Source organism: Actinomyces oris, from assembly GCF_001929375.1.
Classification (GTDB): domain Bacteria; phylum Actinomycetota; class Actinomycetes; order Actinomycetales; family Actinomycetaceae; genus Actinomyces; species Actinomyces oris_B.
The window spans coordinates 40,392-53,761 of record NZ_MSGO01000014.1 but is presented as its reverse complement, the minus strand read 5'-3'; the positions used below and the strand labels follow the sequence as shown (position 1 = coordinate 53,761).

The following is a 13,370-nucleotide window of genomic DNA, read 5'->3' as shown; positions in this document are numbered from 1 at the left end:
GTCCTTCACGCTCTTTCGAGGAAGGCCTGGGACTGCTCATCGAGGCGCTCGACGATCGCCGCGGCCAGGGCCCGGTGCCCGCTCAGCCGCGGATCGGCGGCCACGATCCGCTCGGCCTGACGCCTCGCGGTGGCGATGAGGCGGGCATCGCGGGTGACGCGCAGCAGGTCCAGCCCGGAGGCTCGCCCCGACTGAGAGGCCCCCAGGACGTCACCCTCGCTGCGCAGCTCGAGGTCGGCCTCGGCCAGCGCGAATCCGTCCGTGGTGGAGGCGAAGGCCTTGAGCCGGTGGAAGGCGGTGGATCCGACCTGCGCACCGGTGACCGCCACGCACAGGGACGGTCTGCTGCCGCGCCCGACCCGCCCGCGCAGCTGGTGGAGCTGGGACAGGCCGAAGCGGTCGGCGTCCAGGATGACCATCATGGAGGCCTCGGGCACGTCCACCCCCACCTCGATGACCGTGGTGGACACCAGGACCGGGGCGGTGCCCGAGGCGAAGTCGGCCATGGAGGCGGCCTTGTCCTCACTGCTCATGCGTCCGGTGAGGATCCCGACGCCGATGCCCTCCAGGGCGGGCTCGTCCTCCAGGCGCTGCCTCCACTCCTCGACGGCGGCCAGCGGGCGGTCGGGATGCGAGCCGCTCCCCTCCTCCGCGTAAGGCTCCGCCCCCTGCCCGTCATCGGTCTCGGCAGCCGCCGCCCCCTCCGTCTTCGCCTGCCGGGGCTCGTCGTCGGCCTCGATCCGTGGGCACACGACGTAGACCCGCCCTCCGGAGGCGACCTCCTTCGCGGCGCGCCGCCAGATGCCCTCCACCCAGGTGGTGCGCGCCCACGGGACGAGGTGGGTGGGCACGGCGCTGCGCCCGGCGGGCAGCTCGTCGAGGACGGAGGTGGCCAGGTCTCCGAAGACCGTCATGGCGATGGTGCGCGGGATCGGGGTGGCGGTCATGACTAGGAGGTGGGGCGTGTGACTGCGGCCGGTGGCCGGGTCGGTGAGACCGCCGCGCTCGCGCAGGGCGTCGCGCTGGGCGACGCCGAAGCGGTGCTGCTCGTCGACGACGACCAGGCCGAGGAAGGGGATCTGCACCGTGTCGGACAGCAGGGCGTGGGTACCCACGACGATCGCCGGCTCGCCGGCGGCCAGCTCGGCGAGGATCCGACGGCGCTGAGCGGCAGGGGTGGAGCCGGTCAGCAGGTGGACGCGGGTGGCGCGTTCGGCGCCACCGAGCATCCCGAGGCGGGCCATGGGGCCCAGGACCGCCTCCAGCGAGGAGTGGTGCTGGGCGGCGAGGACCTCGGTGGGGGCCAGGAGGGCGGCCTGCCCTCCGCCTCCGACCACCTGGAGCATGGCGCGCAGGGCTACGAGGGTCTTACCGCTTCCCACGTCGCCCTGGAGAAGCCGCTGCATGGGAACGGTGCGGGCCAGGTCGGCGGAGATCTCCTGACCGACCCGTTCCTGCCCGGCGGTGAGGTCGTAGGGCAGGCGGGCGTCGAGGTCCGCTCTCAGGGAGCCCTCCGACTCCGGTACGGGCCAGGCGGCCGCGGTGCGGGTCGCCTCATGATGGGCTCGGCGCTGGGCCAGGGCGACCTGCAGGACGAGGGCCTCCTCGTGGCGCAGCCGTTTCCGGGCGGCCTTCCACTGCCCGGAGTCCTCGGGCCGGTGCACCCAGCGGTAGGCGGTGTAGGCGTCGACCAGCCCCGCCTCGCGCCGCAGGTCCTCGGGGAGGGGGTCGGCGACGTCGCCCGGCTCGAGCTGGTCCAGGACGATGCGCACCGCCTTGGCCACCAACCAGGACGGGAGGGCCTCCGTGCCGGGGTAGATGGGCATGGGGCGGGCCAGCAGAGCCTCGCGCTCGGCCTCGTCGAGCTCGTCGAGGACGTAGAGGCGCGGGTTGGACAGCTGCTTGCGTCCGCGGTGGAGTCCCACCTTGCCGCTGAGCAGGACGGTGGTTCCGGGGGCCAGCCGGGCGGCTCGGGCGCGCATCTGGCCCGCCGCACCGAACTGGACGAGGTCCATGGTGGAGGCGCCGTCGGTGACGGTGGCCTCCATGAGGGCCGGTACCCGGCCGGAGCGGGTGCGCCGGGAGGAGGCGCGCACGACCTGGGCCTGGATGGTGGCCTGCTCGCCCTCGACGAGGGTGCGCATATCGGTCAGATCTCCCCAGGTGTCATAGCGCCGGGGCAGCAGGCGCAGCAGATCCGCCCCGGTCTCCACCCCCTGCTTGGCGAGCTGGGCGGCCGTGCGCTTGCCCACGAGCCGGCCCACAGGACGCTCGAGCGGGCCGACGCTGCCGGGGCGTGGCGTAGGGGTTGAGCGATCAGACGAGCCGGGCACGACCCCACCCTATGACGAGGGAGCCTGGGAGCCGTTCACGACCCGAGGTGCTCGCGGTCGCCACAATCCGAGCGCGTGGCCGCCCAGTGGTCCTGGAGACGGTCACTCGATGGCGATGAGGACGTCAGGGTGCTCCTGTCCGCCCGCATGGACGGCGACCTCCACGTCCTCACCGACCACGTGCCCCCGGGCCCCCACCGCCGCGCTGGCGGCAAGGGCGCCGACGTCGCGGCCGGCGTTGCGGCCGGTGATGACGGTGAGCAGCTCATCGGAGGGCCGCAGCGCCGAGGCCACGGCGCGAGCCACGGCCTCGCCGTCGGCCTGGGCCCCGTTGAGGGCGATGGTGCGCAGCCCCGCGGCGGCGCTCCAGGCGCGGCGGGCCAGGTCGGCCAGCTCGGCCTCCTCGCCCCTGCCTGCCAGGGCGACCGTGGCGGCCAGGACTCGGGCCTCGTCGTCGGTGTCGCACACGAGGAGCTGAATGCCCTCGGCCGCATAGCGATCCGACTGCCCCCCGACGCGGGCGGTCTCGCGAGCGGCTCCCGCCTGACGGGTCCCCGCCGGTGGGCGGACGGTGGAGACGGCGGAGCGGGCCGCCAGGAAGCGGGCGGCATCGTGGGCCGCCTCGGTGCAGGCGGTGTCGCAGGGCAGCACGATGACCTGGGAGGCCCCCAGGTCCGCGGCGGCGCGGGCGATCCCCTCCCGATCCGGGTTGAGGACGACGGCGGCGTCGGAGCGGGCGAGCTGCTCGATGAGCCCGGGGGCCCGGGTGCAGGCGATGACACCGACGCCGGACTGCCGCGAGCGCACGGCCAGACGCGGGGCATCCACTGGCGAGGGGCGGGCAGAGGCCGCCTGGGAGGGGTGCATGCGCACCGACTTCGCCTTGCGCTCAGCCCGGCGCGCGGCCAGACGCTCGAAGGAGACCACGTGGCCCGTGGGGTCGGAGTCGAGCGCCCCCCACGGGGACGGGGGCTCGTCCGTGGAGCTCACCAGGGCGGTGGGGTGGAGGTGGTGGATGCAGATCTGGCGGGCGCGGCCCGCGTGCGGCAGGGCGGCCCGAGGAGTGTCGGTGTGGACGTGGACCTGGTAGAGGCCCACCCCCAGTGCGTCCGGGGTGCCGACGACGCCCACGGAGTCGCCGATGTGCTCCAGGTCCCGGCGCAGCTGACCGGCCTGGACCGCGGTCGCCTCCAGCAGGTACATCACCTCGAACTCGCCGGTGGACATGCCCAGGGGCTCGGGACCGACGCTGTGCGGCACCCCGCCTGCGGCCAGGTCGGTGAGCATCTGACGGGCGACGGCGGTGTAAGGGGCGTGCTCGTCGGCGTCCTGGTGGCCCTGGCGCAGCTCCGGGGCATCAGTCGTCCCGGGGCCCGCGTCCTGAATCGCGTCGATGGTGTCCGACAGGCAGGTCAGCAGCAGCATGAAGGCCGCTCCCCCGGCATCCACCGGGCCGTGCCCGAGGCCCGCGGTCTCCACAACGGACTCCTGGGCGCCGAAGGCTGCGGCGGCGGCGATGAGGCTCAGGGTCGCGGGCGAGCTCGCGGTCGCCTCCTCCAGGGCGGAGCGGGCGGCCGTGGCCGCGTCCCGAGCGACCGACAGCAGGGTCCCCGAGACCGGGCGGGAGACCGCCGCCCAGGTGGTGTCCGCCATGGCCTCGTAGACGTGCACGAGCTCGACGGGGCGCAGGGCGGTGGGATCCGGGGCCTCGGCGCAGACGTCGGCGAAGGCGGCCAGGGCCTGGGAGACCAGAAGACCCGAGTTCCCGCGGGCTCCCCGAACGGCGCCGTCGGCTGCGGCGCGAGCCACCTGGGCGGCATCAGCGGCCCGCCCCAGGCGGTGGAGGGCGTCGGAGGCCGAGCGCAGGGTGAGCAGGACGTTGGTTCCGGTATCCGCGTCCGGCACGGGGAAGACATTGAGGAAGTCGACGAGATCCCGGGTCTGATCGGCAACGATCTCCGCCAGCGCGATCCAGCGCCGCACTGCGGCCCCCTGCAGCACATGGCTCCCTGAGACAGGGGTAACGGGGCGGTGTCCTTGAGACTGCGCCATCTTCGCCTCCCCTGGATCCTGGCTACGACCAGCACACCATGTGTCACGCTGCGAACACCTTCTGTTCCATTGCATGATCTGCATATGTGCAGGCGTTCAGCGAGCCTGGTCCATGGCTGGGCAGAGCCTTTGGTTTGATATGTGGTTTCAGAGTACCTTCCCAGGCACATTCCTCCCACCGGAGCGAGACACCCGCACCGGGACCTTGCCCAGAGCGACGGAGAGCCGAAGGGGCATTCTGGGCACCGGCGCGCTGGTCAGGCCACTACCACCACATCCGCTTAGAGCACACGTTCATCAGATGATGATGTTTGTCACATTTTCTGCTGAGTCCGTGTTGACTCCCGCCCCTCAAGCACGGCGGCATGTGCCCGAACGCACGCCGCTGCGGCTTGGGGGCCGCGCGCGGGTCCGCTATTGTGTTCGGGTTGCCCGGCGCCTCGCGCCTGGGCGGTAAGACCTGACGCCGGGCAGTTGCCTGAGCGTTGAAGCATTGAAGATCAGGAGTGAGACCGTGGCTGCTGTGTGCGACGTTTGCGGCAAGGGCCCCATCTTCGGCAAGAGCGTCTCGCACTCCCACGTGCGGACCAACCGCCGGTGGAACCCCAACATCCAGCGTGTGCGTGCTCTCGTGGGCGGCGCCCCCAAGCGCCTCAACGTGTGCACGTCCTGCCTCAAGGCCGGGAAGGTGACGCGCAACATCTGAGCGCGTCATCTCGAGTCCTTCGAGCACGGGGCCGCCGCTGCGCAAGCAGTCGGCGGCCTTTGTCGTGTCCGGTACCCCTCCAACGGGGTAGGGCCCGTCAGGTGTTCAGGTGTGAGAGAAGTGGTCCCACCCGGTGTGCTCCTGCGCCGTTTCTCCTGCCAGGAGGACGCCCGGCCGGTGCCCCAGCACGCGAGCCGGTGAGGACTGCGGGCTCAGGACCCGGCCGATCACTCTGGCCCCGGCGGGTAGCCGCTCGAGGGCGTCTGCCGGGACGGTGGCGAGCAGTCCGTGGTCCTCTCCCCCGGTGAGCAGCCAGCTGCGGGCCAGGTCGCGAGCGTCCGATCCGTCGTGAGCATTCACAAGAGCGGCCACCGGGTCGAGGAAGGACGCGTCCGGCAGGTTATCTGGATCGTCGAGGTCGATGACGACGCCGCTGGCTCGGGCGATCCGACCGGCGTCGCGCAGCAGCCCGTCGGAGACGTCCAGCATGGAGGTGGCTCCGGCCAGTGCCAGCTCGCTGCCCGCTGCCAGGGGCGGGGTGGGGGCGCGGAATGCCTCGATGCAGGCCCGGGCCTGAGAGCGATCCCGGCCTTCGGGGACAGCGGAGCACGAACCTGATGCGCAGCCGGTACCCGCGCTGAGCAGGGCGAGGCCCGCCGCGCTGCGCCCCAGGGTCCCGACGTGCACGACGATGTCACCGGGCCGGGCACCGCTTCGCAGAACCGGGGCTCTGCCCTCGAGGTCACCCAGGACCGTGACGGCCACGACCAGGGAGTCACCGGCGCTGAGGTCGCCGCCCACGACGCCCGCTCCGCAGGGCTCACAGCCCTGGGCCAGTCCTTGGGCGAAGTCCCGCACCCAGCCGACCGGGGTGGCCGCAGGCATGACCAGGCCGACGACGAGCGCAACCGGCCTGGCGCCCATGGCGGCGGCGTCGGCGAGGTTCTGGGCCGCGGCCCTCGCCCCGACGTCGTGGCCCGTGGACCACTGGGTGCGGAAGTGGCGCCCCTCGACCAGGACATCGGTGCTCACCGCCGTGCGCGAGTCGGGGAAGGACAGGACCGCGCAGTCGTCCCCCGTTCCGACGGGGGTCTGCGGGCCACGGGGCAGGAGGGGGGTGATGACGGCGAGGAGCTCCTCCTCGCTGAGGTCACCGACCCTCGTATCCTCCCCCGCTGCGCCGGATGGGGCCGGCTCAGCGGTTGACATCGGTGGAGCGGGCCACGGCCAGCTCGATGAGCTCGGAGACCAGCTCGGTGTAGCCCAGGCCGGAGACCTGCCACATGTAGGGGTACATGGAGAAGGGGGTGAAGCCGGGCATCGTGTTGATCTCGTTGACGACCGCCTCGCCGGTATCGGTGAGGAAGAAGTCGACCCGGGCCAGTCCCTCGCAGCCGACCGCCTCGAAGGCCCGTGCGGCGGTGTCCATGATGAGCTCGCGTGCCTCGGGGTCGATGCGCGCCGGGCAGACCATGGCGACGGCGTCGTGGGCCAGGTACTTGGTCTCGTAGTCGTAGAACTCGCCGGCGCCCTGGGAGGCGTCCATGGCGATCTCGCCGGGCTCGGCCACCCGGGGGGCGTCGTCGCCGCGGCCCTGAAGAACGGCGACCTCGACCTCGCGTCCGACGATGCCGCTCTCCACGAGGACCTTGGGGTCGACCGCACGGGCCGCCTCGATGGCCCCGGGGAGATCCTCGGGGCGGTCGACCTTGCTGATGCCCAGGGAGGAGCCGGCACGGGCGGGCTTGACGAACAGGGGGTAGGTCAGGGACCGACAGGCCTCCAGGATCGCCTCGGGGTCGCGCCTCCAGGCGTGAGGACCGACGACGACGTGCGGCGCCGTGGCGATGCCCGCGGCCCCCAGGAGCACCTTGGTGACCTGCTTGTCCATGCCCGCGGCACTGGCCAGCACCCCGCAGCCGACGTAGGCAAGACCCATCATCTCCAGCATGCCCTGGATGGTTCCGTCCTCACCGTAGGGCCCGTGCAGCAGCGGCAGGACGACGTCGACCTGGCCCAGGGTCTCAGGCCCCGTGGGGCCGAGCACTGTGAGCTCGCCGCCTCCCAGGGGGGCGGCGAGTCTCCCCCGCCCCAGGCCCTCGGCGGTGATGGTCACCGGGGGCCGGTTGTCGCTGAGCTCGAGGGCGGCCGGATCGTCCTCGACGAGGAGCCACTGGCCCTCGGGCGTGATGCCCACCGGAAGGACCTCGTAGCGGTCGCGGTCAATGGCTGACAGGACACCGGCGGCGGTGGCGCAGGAGATCGTGTGCTCGCCGCTGCGTCCGCCGAAGACGACGGCAACACGCACTGTGGACTTGTCAGAGCTGGGCACGGAGGGGTCGGTTTCCTGGAGGGCTGTCATAGGTCCCACGCTACCGCGCGGCGCCCCGCATGCTGATAACGCACAACAGACCCGGAATAAAGACGGCTTTCACGGGCCGGGGAGGCTAGGCCTGAGACGGCGCCGCGTGAACGCCCTCGGCCTTGCGGGGACGTGCCAGCAGCGCGTCAGTCACCTGAGCGACGCTGGCGGCGCCCTCGACGACGGTGACGACTCCGGAGGTGATCGGCATGTCCACACCGTGAGCCCGGGCCAGGTCGAGGACGGCGCGGGCCGACTTGGCTCCCTCGGCCACGCCCCGGGAGGCCGCAGCAGCCTCAGCCACGCTCATCCCCTCGCCGAGGCGGCGGCCGAAGGTCTGGTTGCGGCTCAGTGGCGAGGAGCAGGTGGCCACCAGGTCCCCCATGCCTGCCAGCCCGGAGAAGGTCTCCGGGCGAGCCCCGAGCTTGAGGCCCAGGCGGGTGATCTCCACCAGGCCCCGGGTGATGATCGTGGCCTTGGAGTTGTCCCCCAGGCCCCGGCCCGCGGCCGCGCCGACGGCCAGGGCGATGACGTTCTTGACCGCCCCGCACAGCTCGACGCCCAGGACATCGGTGTTGGTGTAGGGACGGAAGGTGCCGGTGGCGCACAGGGAGGCGATCCGGGCGGCGACCTGCTCGTCGTCGGCGGCCACGACGGTGGCGGTGGGCTGGCCCGCAGCGATCTCGTCGGCGAGGTTGGGGCCGGAGACGACCACGACACGGGAGGAGTCGATGCCCAGGACCTCGGCCAGGACCTCGCTCATCCGCAGCCCGGTGCCCAGCTCGATGCCCTTCATGAGGGAGACGGCCACGGCGTCGTCGGCCAGGGCGCCCCGGAGGGGCTTCAGGACCCCCCGGGCCTCCTGGGAGGGCACGGCCACGACGACGATGCCCGCCCCCGTGACCGCTTCGGCCAGGTCGGTGGTCGCCTTCAATCCCTGCGGCAGGCGGTGACCGGGGACGTAGCGCTCGTTGGTGCCGGCATTGATCTCCTCGGCCACCTCCTGGCGCCGGGCCCAGATCGTCGTGGGCGTACCGGCCTGGGCCAGGAGAGCGGCGAAGGTGGTGCCCCAGGCGCCTGAGCCGATCACGGCCGCGGCCCGGCGCACCGGTGCGCTCGTTGCGTGCTCGACGCCGTTCACTGGCCCTCCTCCTGAGTGTCCGCCTCGGGCAGCGGGTCGGGGCGGCGCACGCCGATCCTTCCCTTGCCGGGGTCGCCGTCGTAGTGCATGTCGAAGGGGCGGGGGGCCTTCTCCCCACGGAGCTCCTCCACCAGGGAGGTGATGGCCCGCATGATCTCGGCGGTGCAGGCGCGCACGGCCTCGCGGTCCTGGGTGTCCGAGCCGAAGCGGGACAGGTCCATGAGCTCACCGATGGTGACGCGCACGTCCTTGCGCGGGAAGGGACGGAAGGAACGCCCGTAGGTGTCCAGGATCTCGTGAGCGCCCCACTGCCCCATGGGCAGGACGGGGGCACCGCTGGCCATGGCCAGCCGGGCCGCCCCGGTCTTGGCCACCATCGGCCACTTGAGGGGGTCTCGGGAGAGCGTGCCCTCGGGGAAGATCATGATGGCGCCGCCGTCGGCCAGGACATCACTGGCGGCCTTGAGGGCCGTGGCCGCATTCTGTGTGCCCCGCTGGACCGGGATCTGGCCTCCGGCCCTCAGGATGGAGCCGAGCACCGGCACCTTGAACAGGGTGGACTTGGCCAGGGAGTAGACGGGGACATCGGCATCGACCAGGGCCCGCATGGCCGTGAGCGAGTCGAGGTCGGTCAGGTGGTTGGCCACGGCGATGAAGCCGCCCTCGCGGGGAATGTTCTCCAGACCGGTCACCCTCTGCCGGGAGACCATCTTGAGGAACGGGATGATCGCCCCGCGTGCGGCGAAGCGGTAGAACGGGGTCATGGGGCGTGTTGCAGGCACAGGTGAACTCTATCCGCTTCAGCGCGCTGAACGAGGCTGCCCGAGCTGAGCCCGTGGCCCGCACGTGCGCCCCGACCTTCCGACCTCACGGGGACACGGCCGGCGCCGGCCCGCCTCAGGCCAGGCGGGTGACGGCGGCGTTGAGGGACTCCAGCTTGGACATGAAGTGCTCGTAGCCGCGGTCGATGAGGTTGACGCCCTCGACCCGGCTGGTGCCCTCGGCGGCCAGAGCCGCGATGAGGTGGGAGAAGCCGCCGCGCAGGTCGGGCACAACGATGTCGGCACCGGTCAGGGGCGTGGGCCCGGAGATGACCGCGGAGTGGTAGAAGTTGCGCTGGCCGAAGCGGCACTCGGTGCCGCCCAGGCACTCGCGGTAGACCTGGATGGTGGCCCCCATCTTGCGAAGGGCTCCGGTGAATCCGAAGCGGTTCTCGTAGACGGTCTCGTGGACGATGGACAGGCCCTGGGCCTGGGTGAGCGCCACGACGAGAGGCTGCTGCCAGTCGGTCATGAAGCCGGGGTGGACGTTGGTCTCCACCACGATCGACTTCAGGTCCCCACCGGGGTGGTAGAAGCGGATGCCCTCATCGGTGACGTCGAAGGCTCCCCCCACCTTGCGGAAGGTGTTGAGGAAGGTGGTCATGTGGCTCTGGTGGGCTCCGCGCACGAACACGTCCCCGCGAGTGGCCAGGGCGGCCGAGGCCCAGGAGGCCGCCTCAATGCGGTCCGGCAGGGCCGAGTGAGTGTAGCCGCACAGCTCGTTGACGCCCTCGACGTGGATGGTGCGATCGGTGTCCACCGAGATGATGGCGCCCATCTTCTGCAGGACGTCGACCAGGTCCATGATCTCGGGCTCGACGGCGGCGTTGCGCAGCTCGGTCAGTCCGTGAGCGCGCACAGCAGTGAGCAGGGTCTGCTCGGTGGCGCCGACTGAGGGGTAGGGAAGCTCGATGACAGTGCCGTTGAGACCGTGCGGCGCGGTCAGCCGGATGCCCTGGGCCTGTTTGTCCACCACGGCGCCGAACTGACGCAGGATCTCCAGGTGGAAGTCGATGGGGCGATCACCGATACGGCACCCGCCCAGGTCGGGGATGAAGGCCTCCCCCAGGCGGTGCAGGAGCGGACCGCAGAAGAGGATCGGGATGCGCGAGGAGCCGGCGTGCGCGTCGATGTCGGCCATGTGCGCCGACTCGACCTTGGACGAGTCCAGCTGGAGGACGCCCTCGCGCTGGTCGTAGTCGATGCTCACGCCGTGCAGGCTCAGCAGCCCTGAGACCACGTCGACGTCACGAATGAGCGGGACATTGCGCAGCACCGAGGGAGACGATCCCAGCAGCGCCGCCACCATCGCCTTGGGAACCAGGTTCTTGGCTCCGCGGACGGTGATCTCACCAGTCAGCGGGCGACCGCCCTCGACCTGGAGCAGACCGTCGACCATGCACACCTCCATGACGTCATCTGGGCGTGCCGCGCGCGTGAGCCGCTCACCCAGTCCCCGCGCAGGCGCGCGCGAGGCCGTCCCAGCATAAGCACACCGGAGAGACTCCCAGGACCTTTTTCAGGGCTGTATCAGGTGGCCTTCGACTCACAGAAAGTCCCGATTAATGCTATGGCAGACCGTGCCAATATCGATGAAACTCGGAGGAGGATCTCTTCCGCGTGCCGACTGCGAGCTCTCCCGGTCCCACTCAGGGACGGGGCATGTCCGCGGCCCGGGCCGAGACGACCTTCTGGGCAGGCAGGTGCTTGGCCGGCAGAGTGCGCGGCTTGAAGGTCGGGCGGACCTCCTCGTAGGCGCGGATGGCGTCCTCCTGGGTGAGGGTCAGGGAGATGTCGTCGAGCCCCTCCATGAGAATCCAGCGCACGTAGTCGTCGATGGAGAAGGCGCAGCGGAAGGATCCGGCCTCGACCGTGCGGTCCTCCAGGTCCACCGTCACCTCGGTGCCCGGCTCGGTCTCGAGGATCTTCCACAGCTGTTCGCAGTCCTCCTGGGAGACCACGCCGGCCACCAGTCCCTGCTTGCCGGCGTTGCCGCGGAAGATGTCGGCGAAGCGAGGGGCCAGGACGACCTTGAAGCCGTAGTCCTTGAGCGCCCACACGGCATGCTCTCGCGAGGAGCCCGTGCCGAAGTCAGGACCGGCCACGAGCACCGAGGCCCGCTTGTAGGCCTCCTGGTTGAGGATGAAGTCGGGCTCACCGGCCCGCCAGGAGGCGAACAGGGCGTCGTCGAAACCGGTGCGGGTGATGCGTTTGAGGTACACCGCCGGGATGATCTGGTCGGTGTCGACGGCGCTGCGCCGCAACGGGGCGCCTATACCCGTGTGTCGGATGAACTTGTCCACAGTCTTTGAGCTCCTTGCCTCTACTCGGCCCTTCCCGGGCCTCTCCTCACCTGTATGCCTTCGTCTCCTGCACAGCCGCCCCCCTACAGGATGGTCGCCGGAGGCGCGGAGGAGACCGGCGCAACCGCCGGAACCGTCGGGATATCGCCCGCGTCCTGCGAGGCGTTGGGCCGCGGCGGCAGGTCCCCCGGCGCCGACAGCGCCCCCCGCACGGCGGTGGCCGCGGCGACGACGGGCGAGACGAGGTGGGTCCGTCCGCCTTTTCCTTGACGCCCCTCGAAGTTGCGGTTGGAGGTGGAGGCCGCGCGCTCCCCGGAGGAGAGCTTGTCGGGGTTCATGGCCAGGCACATGGAGCAGCCGGCGTTGCGCCACTCGGCGCCGAAGCTCATGAAGACCCGGTCCAGCCCCTCGGCCTCGGCCTGCAGACGCACTCGGGCAGAGGCCGGCACCACGAGCATGCGCAGCCCTTCGGCCTTCTTGCGCCCGCGCACCACCTCGGCGGCGGCCCGCAGGTCCTCGATGCGGCCGTTGGTGCACGAGCCGATGAAGACGGTGTCGACCTTGATGTCACGCAGGGGCGTTCCCGGAACGAGGTCCATGTACTCCAGGGCTCGTTCGGCGGCCAGCCGCTCGGTGGCGTCGGCGATGTCCTCGGGGTCGGGAACGCGCGCGGACAGCGGCAGGCCCTGCCCGGGATTGGTGCCCCAGGTGACGAAGGGCTCGATGTCCTCGGCCTGAAGGACCACCTCGGTGTCGAAGACGGCGTCGGGGTCGGTGCGCAGGCTGGACCAGTACTCCACGGCGGCGTCCCAGTCCTCGCCGACGGGCGCGTGAGGACGACCCTTGAGGTAGTCGAAGGTGGTCTGGTCCGGGGCGATCATGCCTGCCCGGGCCCCGCCCTCGATGCTCATGTTGCAGATCGTCATCCGGGCCTCCATCGAGAGCTGCTCGATGGCCCGGCCGCGGTACTCGATGACGTGCCCCTGAGCCCCGTTGGTGCCGATCTTGGCGATGATGGCCAGGATGATGTCCTTGGCCCCGCTGCCCGAGGGCAGGTCCCCGTCGATGGTGACGCTCATCGTCTTGAAGGGGGCGATGGGCAGGGTCTGAGTGGCCAGGACGTGCTCGACCTGGGAGGTGCCGATACCGAAGGCGAGGGCCCCGAAGGCGCCGTGGGTGGAGGTGTGGGAGTCACCGCAGACCACGGTCATGCCGGGCTGGGTCAGCCCCAGCTGCGGGCCGACGGCGTGGACGATCCCCTGGTCGGCGTCCCCCAGGGAGTGCAGCCGCACCCCGAACTCGGCGCAGTTGGCACGCAGGGTCTCGATCTGCGCGCGGCTGGTGACATCGGCGATCGGCAGGTCGATGTCCACGGTGGGGGTGTTGTGATCCTCCGTGGCGATCGTCAGGTCGGGGCGACGGACCGCGCGCCCGGCCAGGCGCAGCCCCTCGAAGGCTTGGGGACTGGTGACCTCGTGGACCAGGTGAAGGTCGATGTACAGCAGGTCGGGAGCACCATCGGTACCCTTGGACACCACATGATCGCGCCAGACCTTCTCGGCGAGAGTCATTCCCATCGACTTCATCCTCTCAGCAACAGGTGTTCCCGATCCGCTCCGCACTCAGGAGCGCCCGAAGACGCCGCTGGCCCG

Annotated in this window: 10 protein-coding genes; 1 reads left to right on the top strand and 9 read right to left on the bottom strand. The window is 71.1% G+C overall.

From position 1 onward, the window contains the following. Positions 1–5: 5 nt before the first annotated feature. Together BKH32_RS04230 and BKH32_RS04225 are read right to left on the bottom strand one after the other, a co-directional pair. Positions 6–2,264 (bottom strand): ATP-dependent DNA helicase RecG, encoded by a 2,259-nt coding sequence (locus BKH32_RS04230; protein ID WP_075248773.1) that lies wholly within the window; start codon positions 2,262–2,264, stop codon positions 6–8. 171 nt (positions 2,265–2,435) lie between these two features. Beyond that, positions 2,436–4,385 carry a DAK2 domain-containing protein gene (locus BKH32_RS04225; protein WP_075248772.1) on the bottom strand — a complete coding sequence of 650 codons (1,950 nt, stop codon included), beginning with the start codon at positions 4,383–4,385 and terminating at the stop codon, positions 2,436–2,438. Between the two features lie 514 nt (positions 4,386–4,899). Between BKH32_RS04225 and rpmB the strand changes: the two genes are divergently transcribed. Next, positions 4,900–5,091: a 50S ribosomal protein L28 gene (rpmB, locus tag BKH32_RS04220; protein WP_004565195.1), complete on the top strand. Its 192-nt coding sequence runs from the start codon at positions 4,900–4,902 to the stop codon at positions 5,089–5,091. Positions 5,092–5,196: 105 nt separating this feature from the next. Here the strand turns inward: rpmB and BKH32_RS04215 are convergent, their stop codons facing one another. The 7 genes from BKH32_RS04215 to leuC all read right to left on the bottom strand — a co-directional run bounded on the left by BKH32_RS04215 (position 5,197) and on the right by leuC (position 13,295). Next, positions 5,197–6,300 (bottom strand): thiamine-phosphate kinase, encoded by a 1,104-nt coding sequence (locus tag BKH32_RS04215; protein WP_075248771.1) that lies wholly within the window; start codon positions 6,298–6,300, stop codon positions 5,197–5,199. Further along, positions 6,287–7,453 carry a D-alanine--D-alanine ligase family protein gene (locus BKH32_RS04210; protein WP_075248770.1) on the bottom strand — a complete coding sequence of 389 codons (1,167 nt, stop codon included), beginning with the start codon at positions 7,451–7,453 and terminating at the stop codon, positions 6,287–6,289. Before BKH32_RS04210 ends, BKH32_RS04215 begins: the two co-directional genes overlap by 14 nt. 85 nt (positions 7,454–7,538) lie before the next feature. After that, the gene (locus tag BKH32_RS04205) at positions 7,539–8,594 is read right to left on the bottom strand and encodes an NAD(P)H-dependent glycerol-3-phosphate dehydrogenase (RefSeq protein WP_075248769.1); all 1,056 of its coding nucleotides are present in this window, start codon (positions 8,592–8,594) and stop codon (positions 7,539–7,541) included. Next, positions 8,591–9,358, bottom strand: coding sequence for a lysophospholipid acyltransferase family protein (locus BKH32_RS04200; RefSeq protein WP_075248768.1), 768 nt, complete (start codon positions 9,356–9,358; stop codon positions 8,591–8,593). The genes BKH32_RS04205 and BKH32_RS04200 overlap by 4 nt, the downstream gene beginning before the upstream one ends. A gap of 133 nt (positions 9,359–9,491) precedes the next feature. After that, positions 9,492–10,814: a UDP-N-acetylglucosamine 1-carboxyvinyltransferase gene (murA, locus tag BKH32_RS04195; protein WP_075248824.1), complete on the bottom strand. Its 1,323-nt coding sequence runs from the start codon at positions 10,812–10,814 to the stop codon at positions 9,492–9,494. Between the two features lie 250 nt (positions 10,815–11,064). Continuing rightward, positions 11,065–11,718, bottom strand: a complete 654-nt coding sequence (gene leuD / locus BKH32_RS04190) for a 3-isopropylmalate dehydratase small subunit (RefSeq protein ID WP_075248767.1) — start codon at positions 11,716–11,718, stop codon at positions 11,065–11,067. An 83-nt stretch (positions 11,719–11,801) separates the two neighbouring features. Beyond that, positions 11,802–13,295 carry a 3-isopropylmalate dehydratase large subunit gene (gene leuC / locus BKH32_RS04185; protein ID WP_075248766.1) on the bottom strand — a complete coding sequence of 498 codons (1,494 nt, stop codon included), beginning with the start codon at positions 13,293–13,295 and terminating at the stop codon, positions 11,802–11,804. Between the last annotated feature and the right edge of the window lie 75 nt (positions 13,296–13,370).